Genomic DNA, 16,790 nt, shown 5'->3' with positions numbered 1-16,790 from the left:
GATTTACTGTGGATATGGTAGTTGGCATTATTGTTGTGTTACTTATCTTAGGATTTATTTGGAAATTCATCATCCTAGCGATTGAAAATATTTGGATTACTTTAATTGTAATTACAGGGATCTTTTCGGCATATGCGATGTATAGAAGTACGTTTCCTAGTGAAGCGCGAAAAAAGAATGTAGCTCACAAACAGATTAAAAAAGGGAATCTCAAATTTGATGAGAACTATGAGCAGAACGAACAGGATATTCTTGAACTTGTAGACTTTAAAAAGGGCCGCGTGACTCCGTTCGAAGTTGCAATAAGAACAGGACTATCGTTGCAAGATTCGAAGAGATATTTGGATTATTTTATGAGTATGGGGATTGCTAGAAAATTAAAAGCGATAAATACTTCGGACGTATACCACTTTACAGAGGTATTGACAGACGAGGAGAAGAGAAGAGCAGAATCCGTATAAGTACATACAAAGTAATTAAGCTGATGTCGGTTATTTACGGCTTCAGCTTTTTTTATTCCACAACTCGATTGTTAACCCATTCCTTACAAAATAGATTGACAATACCAACGACTTGAAACATACTTAAATCCGATAATGAGCATGGAGATGTGACGCATGATTTTTCAATATCAAATCGGGGAGTCTTTCTTTCACCGAATAGATCCCGTGTCAAAGCTGGTATGGGTCATTGTGATGTCGATTCTACTCTTGAGTTATGAACGGGCAGATGTACAACTAGGACTGTTTGGAGCAGTTGGGATCATTGGATTAGTAGGAGCTAAACTCTGGATACGCGCGATATGGCGAGCGATTCGTATCCCGCTTTACATCGGTATTCCGTACTTTATTCTTCAACTGTTGTTCGTGTCTGGAGAGACAGTTATATGGAAGATTGGCACGTTTGAGATCACAGCAGAAGCACTAGATTTTGCAATTGCGATCTCGATTCGATTCTTGACGCTGATCTTAGTCTCATTCTTATTCGTAGCAACGACTGAGCCTCGGATGTTCGTTCTTGCTTTATCCCAGCATCTTAAGCTTCCATATCGATTCACATTTGCGATCTTAATCGCACTCCGGTTTGTTCCGTTACTTGAGAAAGAAGCGGAGACAATTCGATTGGCACAGCGATTGCGGGGGCTTCGTGAACCGAAAGGGCTGCGTAATCGTTATATCGCTTGGAAAAGATTCGTTCTAGCCGTATTCATTCAGGCCGTGCGTCGCGCACAGCAGACAGCCAATGCAATGGATACGAAGGGATTTGGCGTATACACAGATCGAACGTACCTCAACCTCGTGCCAGTTTTGGCGTCGGGGGTGTATTTTGCAATCGGCAGTGGGCTTGTGATGATAGGGTTGTTGATTTTCGTATAAGCAGAATTGAGGATCGTTTGTTTTATAGGAAAGAAACATTAATGAAGGAGAGTTTAAGATGCAAAAATGGAGTTTGGCACGTTTCACAACAATGGATATTGTACTTATGGCCTTATTGGCAGTAGCAAATGGCGTTATGACGACTTACCTGGCATTCGTGAATAAATTTCTAACGACGCTTGGGGGTCCGATTGCAACTTCGACGATTGTCGGCGTTTATATGGTATATGGCCTTCTTGCGATGTATATCATTCGCAAACCAGGATCGGCACTCCTTACATATTTAATTGGAGCAAGTGTACAGATGTTAATGGGAATCAGCTATGGTGCGGCCAGTGCATATATTGCGGCATTATGTTATGCAGTAGTTGTAGAGCTCGTATTTGCGCTGTATCGCTACAAGAATTGGGGCTACTTCAGCATGTCATTAGCAAGCTTCTTAATGGTACCTCTATGGTTCGTATTTGCTGCGAATATGTTCGGTTATTGGAAATGGGATGTATCCACGCTTGTCATTGCATTTGTTATTCGCTGCATGAGCGGTATTATTCTGTGCGGGATGCTTACGAAATGGCTTGGAGACGCGATTACAAAGACAGGAATGTTACGTACATTTGCAGTTGGTAAAAAAGGAGCAGCGTAACCGTGACTGACGCTTCAATAAATGCTCCAATGATCGAACTACGAGACGTTTCGTTCACGTTTGAGGGTGAGACTGAACCGACTTTGCATCAACTGGATCTGAAACTGCATGCAGGGGAATGGATCAATATTGTAGGGGCTAATGGCTCGGGGAAGACGACGCTGAGTCACATGCTTCATCCTATTCTGCAAGCACAATTGCTTGGAGCACTTCATGGTCGGATTTTGTTTCAAGAAAATGAAGCTTCGTCGTTATCGAAGGAAAAGTCCGCAACTTATGTTGGGATTGTACTACAGAGTGCAGATGTAACATTCGTCCAAGAGATTGTGGAACATGAACTTGCATTCGGTCCTGAGAATATGCGTATTTCGACAATTGAGATCAGTGATCGTATAGATGAAGTGTTGCGTCAAGTTGGGATGGAAGGTGCTCGATATCGACGGATAGACGAGTTGTCTGGCGGTCAGAAGCAACGTATAGCGATTGCCTCTATGCTTATGATGCAGCCGAAAGTACTTGTACTTGATGATGTAACAGCGAGTCTAGATGCAGATGCGACGAAACAATTGGTGGAGACGCTTCATGATTTGCATCAAGCTGGGCATACGATAGTAACCACATCCAGTCGCTTGGAGGATCGAGTGATTGAACATGCAAGTCGGTTGATCGTAATTGATGATGGCGAGATTGTGGAGGATGGATCTGTGAATGATGTTTTAACTTGTAAAAGAGAACTGCTCATTCGCAGCGGCTGTATGCTAGAGGACGCAAGCATACAGTACCTTAAACTAGAAGATCAATCTACAATAATGAACAGAATATTATTTAATGACATTAATAATTTGGATAATCTTGAAATGGAACAACACCCGCTACTCAAAGTGGAGGGCTTAAGCTACTGTTATCCCTCGAAGGGAGTGAAGTCTGAGACTCAGTCTACTGAATCGTATGTATTTAATGACATTAACCTAATGATTAACCCTCATGATTTAATTGCGATTATGGGAGCAAATGGTTCAGGAAAGACGACATTAGGTAAGATTCTAGGTGGACTTATTCGACCAAAGCGAGGGATGATTTTCACAAAAAATAATGATCTCGCAACTATGCCAATCCATGAAATTACGCGTGTGGTCGGCTACATTTTTCAAGATCCAGAACATCAATTTGTAACAGATCGAGTCATTGAAGAATGCATATTCGGTTTAAAAATGCGTCTCGGCCTCCAGCCGTGGGACGCTAGTCCACCTGAACTGCTTGCGCAAGGCGAAGCGATGCTAAAGCGAGTTGGTTTATGGGAACACCGTGAGAAATATCCTTATACTTTGAGCAGTGGGGAGAAGCGCCTACTTAGTATGGCTTCCATCATGATCTTGGAACCTGCTATTCTCGTGTTAGATGAACCGACAGCAGGGCAAGACTACAAGCAAGCTGGCCGATTGATTGCTCTATGTGATGCTTATCGTAAGGAGGGCAAAGCAGTTCTTATGATAACCCATGATCATCAAATGGTGCGTAAGTGGGGGATGCGAGTCTTGAATCTCACTAATAAATGGAGCTGATACGCAACTAATGCGTGGTCAGCTCCATTTTTGATGCGATAATATAACATTCCTGCTTGATCTATTTCTCCATCATCTTCTCATAATCCCGTTTCGATAGGCCGTAAAACACCAAATCCTCATACACATCCCACTTATTCACATGCTCTTTGAATAAACCTTCGTACTGCATCCCAATCTTCTTCATAATATTGGAGGAGCCTGGGTTCTTCGTCATAGCGGCTGCCCATACTCGATTAAGTCCCAGCTGTTCAAATCCATATTGCATAACCCTAGCCGCTGCCTCTGTACCATACCCTTGATTCCAGTAAGGTTTACCGATCCAATAAGCAAGTTCTCCACGATCATGATGTCGTGTAACGCCAATCGTCATCGCACCGATTAGTAGATTTGTTTCTTTATGTATCATTGCAAAAGCATAACTCGTACCCGCTTCAATATTCTGATGTGTCGACTCAATCCATGTTTCAGCTACACCGTCTGGATAAGGATGTGGAATAAACAGCGTCGTACGTGCGATTTCTACATCACCAGCAAGTGCTTGGACTTGCCCAGCATCCTCTAATTCAAATCGTCTTAATCGAAGTCTGTTTGTTTCGTAATTCATCTCTGACATGGTAATTACTCCTCTCATTTTTCTAATAGAGCGCGTTCAAAAAGTTAAACGAAGAGGAATGAGGGTGCTGTAGGAGCGAAGCGTTCGCCTTTGAAATCGTGAAAATACCATATAATCAATTCAAAATTCACGATTGAGACTCACAGGCTTTCCGTGGAAAACCACTTCGTAAGCATTAAAGCACCCTCATTCCTCGTAGTGATCGACTTTTTGCACACGTTAACAGCCTATATTCAACCTCCACTCATGCCGCGCATATAGTATCACAAGTAAGCTGGCTGCGTGACAGATGAGGGAGGTAGTCACCCATATGAAATTGGAGCGAATGTTAGCAATCACGATATTGCTGCTCAATAAAGGTAAGATGCATCCGAGTGCACTTGCAGAACATTTTGACGTATCGATTCGCACGATATATCGAGATATTGACGTCATGGGGCAGGCAGGGATTCCACTCTTTTTCAAAAAAGGGAAGGGAGGAGGTTATGAGTTAGGCACGCAGTTTCGTCGAGATCATCTGTTTATGTCGGTTGAGCAATTGCATGCAATCATTCATGCACTGAGGAGTGTTCAGCCAGCGATTGATGTAAAGTACGTCGGTCGATTTATGGAGAGGGTGAAGGAGATGATTCACCTATCCAACCTCAACATTCCATTAACCATACCAGCAGAACCACTTGATGATCTGAACCCATGGACCCCGATCCATCCCGATTTTCGTAAAATGAACATGCTGCGACAAGCGACGACCCATCATCATCTCGTACGTATGCAATATACCGACATGCAGGGAACGAAGTCTGTCCGCACAATAGAGCCTATGTCACTTGTACTTAATGGATATGAGTGGTATATTCGAGCATTTTGCCGACTTCGTCTCGGTCATCGTATTTTCTTCGTTTCAAGAATTGATGAAATCTCGCTGATGGATGAGAAGTTTAACCCTCGAATAGAGCCTTTATATGAAAATGAAGCCTAATTCAATGAATAGAACATATGTTCTACATCATGAAAATGGGCATTTTTCTTTAGAATCAACTCTATATCCCAGTTAATTCCTGCTATTATAGCATAAATGCACAAAAAAGGATGACCTCTTTAACTATTAGAGATCATCCTTGTTCACGTTAATCTTGATTCAACTGTGCCAATAAACCTTCGAGCATTTGATCTGTAAATGCCCCGCTGCTAAAGGAGACTAATGCGCGTAATGGCATGAATTTCATGACTGCAGCCATCATATCTGAAGCTTCACCAGCTTCCTCCGAGGACACCGGCATCATGGACTTAACCTGTTCCATGAACCCTTGTACGATATGTGCTTTTGACGTATCTTGCATCAGGTCTACCATTGGTGTATTGCGTGTATATGTCTTCTTAATCGCAACCGTAGAAGTGACATGCAAAGTGTCTTGCAATACAATATCTGCGGAAGATCGACCGATCAGAATAGAGAAGTCACCGGTCTCTACATGCCAATCTTTAAGCTCCACATTATAATAGGCAAAAGAGTGCTTATCCAGCGTGAACGTCACGGTTTTCTTCTCACCCGGCTGTAATTCAAGCTTCGCAAAGCTCTTCAACTCCTTGTTCGGACGAGCGACTAGGCTCTCGTTATCCTTCACATACAATTGGATAACTTCTTTCCCTGCACGATTACCTGTATTCTCAACCGTCACATGAACATCGACAGTCTCGGTATCATGGATGTGTGTACGATCTATTTTTAAATCAGAATAGGAGAAGGTTGTATAGCTCAGACCATGACCGAACGGGAACAGCGGCTTCATGTTCTTCGTATCGTAATAACGGTATCCAACGAAGATGCCTTCGCGATATTCCACACGATCACTTTCACCTGGGAAGAACATATAAGCTGGCGTGTCGCTTAACTGCAGTGGGAACGTCTCAGCAAGTTTACCGCTCGGATTTACGATGCCATACAGCACATCGGCAATAGCGCCACCTACAGCTTGACCCCCTAAGTACGCTTCGACAACAGCGCCAACCTCATGAATCCATGGCATTTCAACAGCTGAACCATTCATAAGCACGATCACCACATTACGCTGAACAGCTGCAATTGTATGGATCAATTCAGTCTGATTCGCAGGCAACTGCAAGTGTGTGCGGTCATAGCCTTCAGATTCATAGCGATCTGGTAGACCTACGAATACAACCGCAACATCGGCATCATAAGCAACGTTTTTCGCTTCGCCAATTAGCTCTTGGTCACCTTGATCAGCATTAATCTCATACCCTTGAGCGTAGCTAACCTGACCATTGTCCCTAGAAAGTTTGGTGATCTCATCGAGTGGAATATCAACCTGCGTCGGTTTAATATGCGAACTGCCGCCACCTTGGTAACGAGGTTGTATCGCAAAAGAACCGATTAACGCGACTTTTTGATTTTTTTGCAGAGGGAGTAGGGAAGCTTCGTTCTTTAGAAGTACCATGCTCTCTGAAGCAACCTGACGAGCTAATTGATGTTGAGCAGCGCGGTCATAAGTCGCATTTTCTTTCTTATTGTCTACGCACTTAAATATAATCGTAAGCAATTGCTCGACTGTTTGGTTTAACTTTTCTAACGATAATTTGCCGTTATTCACAGCATCCACGATTTTCTTATCAGACAAGCCGTTATTGGCAGGCATTTCAAGTGCAAGTCCTGCATCAAGTGCTGGCACACGTTCATCAACTGCACCCCAGTCGGAGACGACGAAACCTTCGTGACCCCATTCTTTTTGTAAAATACCCGTAAGTAAGTACTCATTCTCAGAGGCATATGTGCCATTTACGCGGTTATAGGAACTCATGACTGTCCAAGGCTGACCGTTCTTGACAGCGCCTTCAAAACTAGCAAGATAGATCTCACGTAAAGTACGCTCATCAACAATTGCATCTACAGACATACGGCGATGTTCTTGATTATTCACGGCATAATGTTTCATCGACGTTCCAACGCCTTGGCTTTGAACCGCTTGAATATAACTCGTTGCCATCTCTGTAGAAAGGTATGGATCTTCGGAGAAGTATTCAAAGTTACGTCCGTTGAGCGGCGAACGCTTAATGTTGACACCAGGTCCAAGGAGGATAGAGACATCTTCAGCTTGGCAAGTTTCTCCAAGTGCAACGCCTAATTTCGTCACTAATTCACGATCCCAAGAGCTTGCAAGTCCTGCAGCAGAAGGGAAGCATGTTGCCGGAACGCTATCTAGTAATCCTAAGTGATCTCCTGATTGATCTTGTTTACGAAGTCCATGCGGACCATCTGTTACCATTAAGGAAGGAATGCCAAGGCGCTCCACACCTTTCATATGCCAAAAATCCAATCCTGAGCACAAACTTGCTTTTTCTTCTAAAGTCATTTGTTCAATTAGTGCCTGAATGTTACGAGTCATCGAAATTAGCCCCCTAAGTCATAGTGGATTCAAGGTCATTATAGCGCAGTTGGAAGTGTGAATTATGGTATAATCTTTGTATTAATAGTATGATTCTGAGGTGTAATCTATGAATATATTAGCTTGTTGCAAAATGCTCCATGAGAGCTTGCAGCTCTCGGTTTATTACGTTCAAAATGATACAACTGAATTTGATTCCTATATAAACAAATCAAACCAGCATCCATTATTTCAAGATAGATTCCAGCTCTTGCAATCTGTGGTAAAGGGAGCAGAGGATATTCAATATCCGATCATTCGGACGACGAACTATCTAGAGCAGTTTATTGTACTGCCGATTCGAAGAGATGAGGTTAGCAGCGGGTATATGGTTATCGGTCCGAGTCTATCGAATATGCCGACAGATGAGATGGCACGTAATCTACTGAATGATAATGATGTTTCGCAGCGTACCCAATCGTTATGGATCGATTACTGGTCATCCTTACCGATTATGAATAAGCTGCGTCTCTTTCATGTAAGTTTACTTGCGTACAAGCTCATTAATGGGATTGAGCTTGAGATTACAGATGTACAGGCCTATAATTTTCAATTCGAACACCGGTTTGTCCCAGACGATCATATCGAACTGACCCTCTCCAGTCATCAAGAGTATTCGCTATTTCATACTGATTCTGGTGAAGAGTTATTCGATCATATTCGCAAAGGGAATAAAGAAGCGGTATTAAACTTGATGAGTACCATTTCCTATGGAGAGCTAGGGGTACTATCAAAGCGAAGTCATCTGCGTAATGTGAAAAATTTAGGAATATGCGCTGTTGCAATTGCTACGCGTGAAGCGATTAGGGGAGGCGTGTACGAGCGACTTGCTCTATCCCTGAGTGACTTACACATTCAGCACATCGAAGAATTGCGTCATGTCCAAGCCGTTGAGATCGCAACACGTGATGCGATACTAGATTTTGTCGAGCGTGTGAGTGAGAGTCGTAAGGGTGGTGTATCCAAACCCATTGCGCAATGTAAGGAATATGTGTTTACTCATATTTACGAACCGATTACGCTGCATGAGCTGAGCGAATTTACAAATTTAAATGAGAGCTATTTATCTCATCTTTTCAAAAAAGAAACCGGTATGACATTCACGCACTACGTGCAACAAGAGAAGATTGAAGAAGCGAAGAAGTTGCTTCATCTGACGAATGATCCGATCTCGACAATTGCATCGAAATTGAATTTTTACGACCAAACGCATTTGAACAAGATTTTTAAGAAACATGCGAATTTAACACCGAAACAGTACCGTGATCGAAGAAAAATAGAGTAAATCCGGATTTTTTTCAAAAAGATTTATAGAAAACCGAACCTTTTTTCGATAGAGAGACAATATAGGGTGTAAGCTGCTGACGAGGAGGGCCCTCTGAATGAAGAATGAAGATATGTACGAACTACTTTTAAGAATGAAAGATGGTGATCAACAGGCTTTTCATACCGTATATGAGGCGACCTATCAGGATGTTTATCGGACGCTTTCCTTTCTTGTTGATCATCAGCAGGATCGGGAAGATGTGATGAATGAAATCTATATGCAAATGTGGACTTCACTTGCTAATTACGATACGAATCGTCCTTTCAACTTCTGGCTACACGGCTTAGTCATTCGCCAAGTGCAGAGGTTTCGAGTCAAGAGCTGGAGGAGATTCCGAATTTTTGAACGCATCTGTACTTTCTCTCGGGAAGAATCTTATTTGGATCAAGATACGGCATTGATGGATGAGACGAACCAAGAGCTATCGCAATCTATACGCAAACTGACCGATAAACAGCGAGCCGTGATTATCTTCCGCTTTTATCATGACTATACACTAGAGGAGATTGCGACTTTACTCGAAATTCCATTAGGAACAGTAAAGTCCAGATACCATGCAGGTCTTGAGGCGCTTCGAAAATTTGTAGGGAATCTCCCCCCAGAAAGGATGGAAAGGCTAAATGACATTGGAACACAAAATCCGTGAAAACTTGCTTAAAGAAGCAGAGCAGATGGAATGCCCGCCGGCCATTTCCAATCGAATCAAACAATCATATTCTCAATACGCACAACCAAAAAGGAGAGAAACTACGATGAAAAAACGACTAATTGGTGGCATTGTTGCTGCTGCACTACTAATTCCAACTGCGGCATTTGCTGCGCCTACTCTATATGACATGATTAAAAGAACACCGATGACAGCTGAACAAGTAAAGGCAGATGAGGTTGGTAATGCAACGCTTGAGAAGCTTTATAAAGCATACCCGGAAACAAAATCATTCGAGATTATCGATGCAAGCAACGCGAAAGGCGATGTGCTTAAACCGGCAAATCCTGACGATGCAACACAATTGAAAGTGAATCAAACAAGTATCATCCTTCAAGAAAAAGGAGGAAAGGGCAAGAAAATTACTCTACATACTAACGGGATTACGGGTGATATCGAACACGTGAATCAAGAGAATTGGGAGCCTGCGTCGAAGCCCGTTATCAATTTAAGTGAGAAAGAAATCAAAGCCAAGGTGGATGATCTCATTAATAAAATGTATGGCAACGCCAAGGTGTACGAATTTGCTATGGAGCAAATGGAGAACCCGGATAATAAAGTGTGGATGCTAAATTACTCGATAAAAGGAGCAGAAGCACCTTTCTTCCAAGTATTTGTTCATGACAATGCGATTGATCTTATGCGAGTAGGCGGCGAACCTGTACAAAAAAACATTAAAGTAGAAGGTTTGTTCACTAGAGATGGTAAACCAGATCACACCTATGATTCAATTCTCAATGATGATAAGTTGTTTGCTTTACTGAAAATTACCCCACAACAATTAAAAGAAGAATTGGCAAAAGGAAAATCCGTAGCGGAAATTGCAGCTTCTAAGAATATCTCGAAACAACAAGTGTATGACGTAATTGCAAATACACAGGTTGATATCCAATTGGAAGCTGAGAAAAATGGAGTCGTTCCGAATAACAATCGTTCCAAGGAACAAATGTTGAAAGAAATTTCACCAAAGCTTGCTCCAATCCTTGACCATAAGAATGTAACAACCAAGAAAAAATAATAAATAGAGATAGCGACCGAAAAAGTGGAGAGAAACACGACCTTTCGGTCGCTGTTTACTAGCATTTATGTCATAATTAACAGCGTGAAATACATATTTTCACGCTGTTTGCTCTCAGATTGATTAAAGTTATTATGTGCGACCAAGATACACGATAAAAGGTGGTAGTTTTACCTATGAATACCGATATTTGGATAGATTATGAGTCGTATTTGAAAGTATTCCAAGTATGGATGGATGATGCGGGTTATACGAGTGCGACACAGAAAGCTTACATACATACCGTGCAAGATTTTTTGAAACAAGCAAGTGATAAGCAAGTAGAGAAGATGAACAAACTCGATATTATGACTTACTTAACGAGAGCTCGTAGAAAAGGGGTAAGTGACCAAACGCGAAATCGCAAACTGTTTGCAATTCGTTCTTTTTTTAAATCACTAAAAGATATGGAGATGGTAGAGGTAAATCCTGCTATGGATGTGAAGTTATCGAAAACAGAGAGGAATCAGTTACCTGTATTTTTAGAAGAGAATGATCTATCTGTGTTCTTGAAGCAAATTGAGGGAAGGTATAGTTCACGCAATATTGCGATCTTTCTGCTAATGGCATACGCTGGATTGCGGGTGGGAGAGGTACATAGACTGAATATTGCGGATTTTCATCAAGAGAGGGGAAGTCTGCATGTAATGGGGAAGGGGAGGAAGTGGCGAGCGGTTCCGCTTCCAGGTGCGCTTGCCCAAATTCTTGGACAAGTCCTCGGCGAGCGTCGTGATCCGAATCGTAGCATCGAAACGTCATTCTTCATTTCGCAAAAAGGATACCGGCTCTCGATTCGTCAAATTCAGACGATTGCCCAACAGACGTTTACCAAGTTGCAGGAACAGGAAGGTCAAGAAGGGCTGCAAGACCTGAAATTATCCTGTCATAAACTACGCCATTCCTTCGCGACAATGATGCTACGGCAAGGAACGGACATTCGAATTGTGAAGGAATTAATGGGTCACGAATCGATTGAGACGACAATGATTTATACCCATGTCAGCGATAGTCAGCGTGAGGAAGCGATGCAGGCGATTCAACTACCGGATCTTCAGCTGACGAGTGGGTAATAAGTGTATATTTTACAAGTTTGATCATTGACATCTGTACGTAAACTATACGAAAATAGAAAGGTTGGACTTGGACAGCTTAGAGGAGGGAATGACCATCCCACGTAAAGTATGGATATTGTTTATTGGAATGTTTATTAACGTCACTGCAATTTCTTTTATATGGCCGCTGAATACGATTTTTATTAATGGTCATTTGGGTAAACCCCTATGGATCGCGGGTTTAGTATTAACTTTTAACTCACTTGCTTCCGTTATTGGCAGTATGCTCGGGGGTTACTTATTCGATAAGATGGGAAGCTATCGCACAATTGTGATAGGTATTAGCATATCCGTTGTCGGCGCAATCATACTTGCTATTGATCATGGTTGGTATGCGTATGTACCTGCCTTACTTATTACTGGTTTTGGATCGGGGATGGTGTTCCCGGCCATCTATGCACTTGCTGGTAAAGTGTGGCCAGAAGGTGGAACGAAGACGTTCTCGGCCATTTATGTTGCACAAAATGCAGGAATGGCGGTTGGCGCTGCACTCGGCGGCTACATCGCATCGTACTCATTTGATTATATTTTTATCGGAAATGCTGTTGTGTATGTGGTATTTACCGTGTTTGTAATCGCCACATTCCGCGGTATGGCAAATGATTCTGAACGTAAACCGTCGAAAGCGAAGAGTGAAGAGAGAGGGTGGAGAAAAGTTTCGCCATCCATGCGCGCACTATTGTTCTTGTGTATCGCATATATCTTCTGTTGGTTCGGTTATACGCAGTGGCAAGCTACAATTTCAGTTCACATGGAGCGTTTAGGTATTGATCTGAAGATGTACAGCTTACTGTGGACGATCAACGGATTATGTATCGTCTGCTTGCAGCCGCTTATTACGATTATTTTGCCCAAAATATTTAAGTCCATTAATCGTCAGATGGTGGCGGGCATGTTCATCTTCTGTTTATCGTTCTTGCTGCTCATTGGTGCAAAAGGGTTTAACATGTTCTTGATCTCGATGATCGTCATAACGCTTGGTGAAATGCTGGTGTGGCCAGCGATTCCAACAGTTGCGAACCGTCTGGCGCCGCCGGATAAAGTTGGATTTTTCCAAGGTGTCGTGAACAGTGCAGGTACCGTAGGGAAAATGGTTGGACCTCTTATTGGAGGACTAATCGTGGACTTATCCGATATTAATTTGTTATTCATCGTCATTGTTGCGTTAATTGGTGTTGGAATGGTTATTACGAGTGTATATGATCGAGGATTACCGAAGGAACTACAGACAGATCCTGAATATGCGTCATAATCGAGAAGAAAGGCAGAAGAAAGGCAGTCCTAGTGGACTGCCTTTTCCTTTTGCCTACATATATATGGGTTTGGTTACTTGTTGTTACGTTCGTTACCGCGTTTAAAGTTACCTGTAACTTTTGCCATAATCAATTGTGATTCTAGAAAATCCACACCTTCGATGCTTGCAAGGAATTTATCTCTTTCTTTTCCTGAGAGAATCGTCACTTGTTTGCCATACCACGAAATAAACACTTTACCGTCCTTGTTCACGCGATACGCAAACACTTCTTCATCAAACCGATTGTTCTTATCGATGTTCGAGATAGTTAACTCTACTTTCATGTCAAAATAGCTGTACTTCTAGCTTGGAAGATGCTGGCATATATATTTTAACATGTGAATAAGGAAGTCGAAATGACTTTCTACAAAATATGCTTAAGCTTGTTAATTCAACCAATGGTTTCGACAAAAGTAGAAGGAATGTTCTTCTTTTGACAACGAAATAGTGACACTTTACCCATGGACAATGCGCTATAATCGTTATCAGACGAACCGTTGGAACTACTTTTTAATAGAAGTGAGGTTACCTAAAGTCATGATCAATGAGAAGATGATGCCTCTAGTAGGCGAAGAGTTAACCCCAGATAACCGGATTGTAATGGATGTCAGAAACATCCTCAGTCAACTAGGGATCGATCGAAAGAGTAGTTCCGGCGAATTGTTACGGTTGTTAAATGGTGAGGGTGAAATGGCGAGTTAAGTGAATACAAATTAAATTAAAGGTAGTCACTGGACTACCTTTTTGTATATAGCTCAATTGAATTATTGAAAGGAACGTTCAGCGCGGATGAATGCAATAAACCGCTTGGCTTCTTCTGGGGTTAATTCTTTGCCATCAATCGTTAAGGCGAATTTTTCTAGGATGGATTCATCGGATAACTCTAATTGATCAACAAACTGATTCATATTCGGATCAAGTTCAGTGTGGGGATTGTTCGTTCTACCAAGCAAATAATCTACAGAAACATTAAAATATGTAGCAATCTTATTCGTCGTTTCATAGTCAGGTTCTCTTCGATTAGTCTCATAATGTGAGAGGGAAGCGCGGGAGATACCGATTTTATTCGCCAAGTCGCCTTGCGTTAAACCATGCTTCTCTCTTAATTGCGATATTCTGTCACCATATTTCATTGTTGTAGTTCCTTTCCTATGAGAATGTTTCTATTATACCAGACTAGTTCTTAATTACATATAAGGTTAATCGTTCGTTCTTGTTTTTGATAAAATGTGTCGCAGCTACGTTTATGTAGATACAAAATGTCGCAATTTACTGATAAAACTCTTGACATGATACAAAATGTATCATAAATTAAGATTAGTAGTCAAATAAGCAATATAAAGGATGAAGGTGCAGTAATGAACGATATACATTGTCACATTCTACCGAACCTAGACGACGGGCCAAGAGATTGGAATGAGGCTATGCGAATGGCTGTGGTTGCCGTAAATAACGGAATACATTCCATAATAGCCACACCTCACCATGGTATACATGGATATGTGAATCCGAGTGAAAAGATTACAAGGGAAGTTCATATATTTAATCAAATGCTGCAAGAGAAGGGGATCTCGCTTCAAGTCCATGCTGGACAAGAGATTCACTTCAATAATCAAATCTTCGATGAATATGACCGTGGTCATTTACTTCCTCTAGGTGATTCCAAATCTTTACTTATTGAGCTTCCTATCCAGACAATCCCATCAAACTTCTATGAATTTGTTTCTTATATGAAAACGAAGAATCTGCAAGTCATTGTTGCCCATCCAGAACGTTATACGAACATTATCGACAACCCGCATATTGTTAAAGAGTGGGTAGAACGCGGCATACGAACTCAGCTTACAGCAAGCGCACTCCTAGGATTAAGCGGTAGAAAAATTCAAAAAACAGCAATGACACTTATAAGTTATCAATTCGCGCATTATATTGCATCGGATGCACATAACACCATATTGAAGGGTTTCTACATGCGAGAAGGCTACTATAAATTAGCGGAAATGTTTGGACAAGAGCGGATGGCAGACTTCCAAAGGAGGGCCGATACGCTAATCGAAACGCCTATTACGCTATAGTTGGAGGGTTCATGATGGATATTGAATTGAAAACAATACTGCGCATGTTTAAGAAAAGATTCTGGCTGATCGCCTTAATTGTTTTCACAATTACTTCACTTGTGGGTGCTTATTTTTACTTGTATTCCAAACCAACTTATGAAGCTTCTACAAAAATCATTGTGAATAAGACACGTCAAATAAATGGTCAGTCTGAACTAAATGCAGGTGATGTCGAAACGAACATGAAAATCATGGGGACGTATAAAGATCTGATGAAAACCGAGTGGATGATGAAGGATATCGTGTCGGCTCATCCTGAGTTCAATCTAGGTGTTAAAGACTTAATTGATAAAGTTAGCGTGAGTGATTCAAGCGGTTCTCAAGTGATGACATTCAGTGTTAAAGATCGTTCTTATGAACGCGCCGTCCAAATTGTCAATGCAGTGACCAAACAGTTCTATAAGAAGATCCCCGAATTAATCGAAGTTCAGAATATTACGATCTTAAATGAAGCTGATGCTAAGGCAACGCCAGATCGAGTAGGGGCTTCTCCATTATTTAATGTCGTTATTGCATTCATCGTATCGTTCATTCTCGGCATTGGTCTTATGTTCTTGCTTGAACATCTAGATGACACGATAAAGAGTGAGCGCGATATTGAAATAGCTCTTGAACTTCCTACACTCGCCATTATTAGTAAGATTCACCGACAGGATTATAAACCTCATGCAGATAAACACGCGTTAGCTGAGAATAGCAAAGTGGGGGACAAGTATGCGACGAACTAATCGACAAGCACTCATTACCGATTTAAACCCCCTATCACCCGTGTCAGAAACGTACCGCATGCTGCGGACGAATCTACAATTCCTTATTCAAGAACAAGAGCTTGAAGTCTTATCTGTTGTATCTGCTCATCCTGGTGAAGGGAAGACGACGACACTCGTTAACTTAGCCATAACATTCGCTAATGAGAATCGAAAAGTCATTCTAATCGATGGGGACTTAAGAAGATCGACACTACACCATATTTTTCACAAAAATAATGACTTTGGCTTATCTTCTGTGCTTCGTAAATATCAAGAATTAAGCAATGCCATCCATTCAACCCATATTAATAACCTAGATCTGATTACAGCAGGCCCAGTTCCTATTAATCCTTCGGAGTTATTAGGCTCACAAGGAATGAAAGATGTCATGGAGCAGCTAAAGGCACGTTACGACTTGATCCTGCTGGATTCACCACCGTTACTTGTTGCAGACTCGAAAATCATTGCAAGACAATCGGATGGTGTCATGATGATCGTCCGATCTGGGAAGACCAAGCGTGATGATGCTTGGAAGGTGAAAACACAGCTTGAGAATGTGAATGTGAAATTGCTTGGCGTTGTCTTAAACAATCATAAGCTCAAGAATAATAACGATTACTACAATTATTATCGTGATAACAAAAACCTATAAACCAGCAAGGAGATGCTCATACTAGCCGTGTGAGTGTAGGAATTCTTCTAAGGTAATGTCTACCTCACCTTTATCAATGTAGGCACTCGGTTATGCTGTGGGCATTAAACCTGCCTTAGACATGCTTGTCAGGGGTGTG

18 protein-coding genes are annotated in these 16,790 nt (G+C 41.7%); 14 read left to right on the top strand and 4 right to left on the bottom strand.

Annotated features, from left to right (window positions below; translation table 11 throughout):
- The first annotated feature begins 8 nt into the window (after positions 1–8).
- The 4 genes from NV379_RS00445 to NV379_RS00430 all read left to right on the top strand — a co-directional run bounded on the left by NV379_RS00445 (position 9) and on the right by NV379_RS00430 (position 3,581).
- Positions 9–461, top strand: a complete 453-nt coding sequence (locus tag NV379_RS00445) for a hypothetical protein (protein ID WP_258205290.1) — start codon at positions 9–11, stop codon at positions 459–461.
- Positions 462–617: 156 nt separating this feature from the next.
- Complete coding sequence (locus NV379_RS00440) at positions 618–1,376, top strand: energy-coupling factor transporter transmembrane component T family protein (RefSeq protein WP_258205289.1); 759 nt, start codon at positions 618–620, stop codon at positions 1,374–1,376.
- A 58-nt stretch (positions 1,377–1,434) separates the two neighbouring features.
- A complete protein-coding gene (locus NV379_RS00435) occupies positions 1,435–2,019 on the top strand; it encodes an ECF transporter S component (RefSeq protein WP_258205288.1) in 585 nt (194 codons plus the stop codon).
- Positions 2,020–2,021: 2 nt separating this feature from the next.
- Positions 2,022–3,581, top strand: coding sequence for an ABC transporter ATP-binding protein (locus NV379_RS00430; protein ID WP_258205287.1), 1,560 nt, complete (start codon positions 2,022–2,024; stop codon positions 3,579–3,581).
- Between the two features lie 61 nt (positions 3,582–3,642).
- On the opposite strand, the gene NV379_RS00425 is transcribed toward NV379_RS00430, so the two are convergent.
- Positions 3,643–4,197: a GNAT family N-acetyltransferase gene (locus NV379_RS00425; RefSeq protein WP_258205286.1), complete on the bottom strand. Its 555-nt coding sequence runs from the start codon at positions 4,195–4,197 to the stop codon at positions 3,643–3,645.
- A 310-nt stretch (positions 4,198–4,507) separates the two neighbouring features.
- Between NV379_RS00425 and NV379_RS00420 the strand changes: the two genes are divergently transcribed.
- Positions 4,508–5,176 carry a helix-turn-helix transcriptional regulator gene (locus tag NV379_RS00420; protein WP_258205285.1) on the top strand — a complete coding sequence of 223 codons (669 nt, stop codon included), beginning with the start codon at positions 4,508–4,510 and terminating at the stop codon, positions 5,174–5,176.
- 148 nt (positions 5,177–5,324) lie between these two features.
- Here the strand turns inward: NV379_RS00420 and NV379_RS00415 are convergent, their stop codons facing one another.
- Positions 5,325–7,598, bottom strand: a complete 2,274-nt coding sequence (locus NV379_RS00415; RefSeq protein WP_258205284.1) for a glycoside hydrolase family 3 C-terminal domain-containing protein — start codon at positions 7,596–7,598, stop codon at positions 5,325–5,327.
- Between the two features lie 259 nt (positions 7,599–7,857).
- Here NV379_RS00415 and NV379_RS00410 point away from each other — a divergent pair, with 259 nt between their 5' ends.
- The 5 genes from NV379_RS00410 (at position 7,858) to NV379_RS00390 (ending at position 13,091) form a co-directional block, all read left to right on the top strand.
- Positions 7,858–8,922, top strand: a complete 1,065-nt coding sequence (locus NV379_RS00410) for a helix-turn-helix domain-containing protein (RefSeq protein ID WP_258206186.1) — start codon at positions 7,858–7,860, stop codon at positions 8,920–8,922.
- A 97-nt stretch (positions 8,923–9,019) separates the two neighbouring features.
- Positions 9,020–9,610 (top strand): sigma-70 family RNA polymerase sigma factor, encoded by a 591-nt coding sequence (locus NV379_RS00405; protein WP_258205283.1) that lies wholly within the window; start codon positions 9,020–9,022, stop codon positions 9,608–9,610.
- Positions 9,585–10,688 carry a helix-turn-helix domain-containing protein gene (locus NV379_RS00400; protein WP_258205282.1) on the top strand — a complete coding sequence of 368 codons (1,104 nt, stop codon included), beginning with the start codon at positions 9,585–9,587 and terminating at the stop codon, positions 10,686–10,688. The genes NV379_RS00405 and NV379_RS00400 overlap by 26 nt, the downstream gene beginning before the upstream one ends.
- Before the next feature lie 176 nt (positions 10,689–10,864).
- Positions 10,865–11,797: a tyrosine-type recombinase/integrase gene (locus tag NV379_RS00395; protein ID WP_258205281.1), complete on the top strand. Its 933-nt coding sequence runs from the start codon at positions 10,865–10,867 to the stop codon at positions 11,795–11,797.
- A gap of 97 nt (positions 11,798–11,894) precedes the next feature.
- Positions 11,895–13,091, top strand: coding sequence for an MDR family MFS transporter (locus tag NV379_RS00390; protein WP_258206185.1), 1,197 nt, complete (start codon positions 11,895–11,897; stop codon positions 13,089–13,091).
- Positions 13,092–13,165: 74 nt separating this feature from the next.
- Here the strand turns inward: NV379_RS00390 and NV379_RS00385 are convergent, their stop codons facing one another.
- Complete coding sequence (locus NV379_RS00385; protein WP_258206184.1) at positions 13,166–13,399, bottom strand: hypothetical protein; 234 nt, start codon at positions 13,397–13,399, stop codon at positions 13,166–13,168.
- A gap of 202 nt (positions 13,400–13,601) precedes the next feature.
- Here NV379_RS00385 and NV379_RS00380 point away from each other — a divergent pair, with 202 nt between their 5' ends.
- Positions 13,602–13,835 carry a hypothetical protein gene (locus NV379_RS00380; protein ID WP_258205280.1) on the top strand — a complete coding sequence of 78 codons (234 nt, stop codon included), beginning with the start codon at positions 13,602–13,604 and terminating at the stop codon, positions 13,833–13,835.
- Positions 13,836–13,897: 62 nt separating this feature from the next.
- Here the strand turns inward: NV379_RS00380 and NV379_RS00375 are convergent, their stop codons facing one another.
- On the bottom strand, positions 13,898–14,266 hold the full coding sequence (locus NV379_RS00375) for a helix-turn-helix domain-containing protein (RefSeq protein ID WP_258205279.1): 369 nt from the start codon (positions 14,264–14,266) through the stop codon (positions 13,898–13,900).
- A 225-nt stretch (positions 14,267–14,491) separates the two neighbouring features.
- Between NV379_RS00375 and NV379_RS00370 the strand changes: the two genes are divergently transcribed.
- Genes NV379_RS00370 through NV379_RS00360 form a run of 3 tightly spaced genes read left to right on the top strand, consistent with a single transcriptional unit; the run spans position 14,492 to position 16,651 of the window.
- Positions 14,492–15,208 carry a tyrosine-protein phosphatase gene (locus NV379_RS00370; RefSeq protein WP_258205278.1) on the top strand — a complete coding sequence of 239 codons (717 nt, stop codon included), beginning with the start codon at positions 14,492–14,494 and terminating at the stop codon, positions 15,206–15,208.
- A 14-nt stretch (positions 15,209–15,222) separates the two neighbouring features.
- On the top strand, positions 15,223–15,978 hold the full coding sequence (locus NV379_RS00365) for a YveK family protein (RefSeq protein ID WP_258205277.1): 756 nt from the start codon (positions 15,223–15,225) through the stop codon (positions 15,976–15,978).
- A complete protein-coding gene (locus NV379_RS00360) occupies positions 15,965–16,651 on the top strand; it encodes a CpsD/CapB family tyrosine-protein kinase (protein ID WP_258205276.1) in 687 nt (228 codons plus the stop codon). The genes NV379_RS00365 and NV379_RS00360 overlap by 14 nt, the downstream gene beginning before the upstream one ends.
- The last annotated feature ends 139 nt before the right edge of the window (positions 16,652–16,790 follow it).

Source organism: Paenibacillus radicibacter (genome assembly GCF_024721995.1).
Classification (GTDB): Bacteria; Bacillota; Bacilli; order Paenibacillales; family NBRC-103111; genus Paenibacillus_AM; species Paenibacillus_AM radicibacter.
This window is presented reverse-complemented; position numbering and strand designations above follow the sequence as displayed.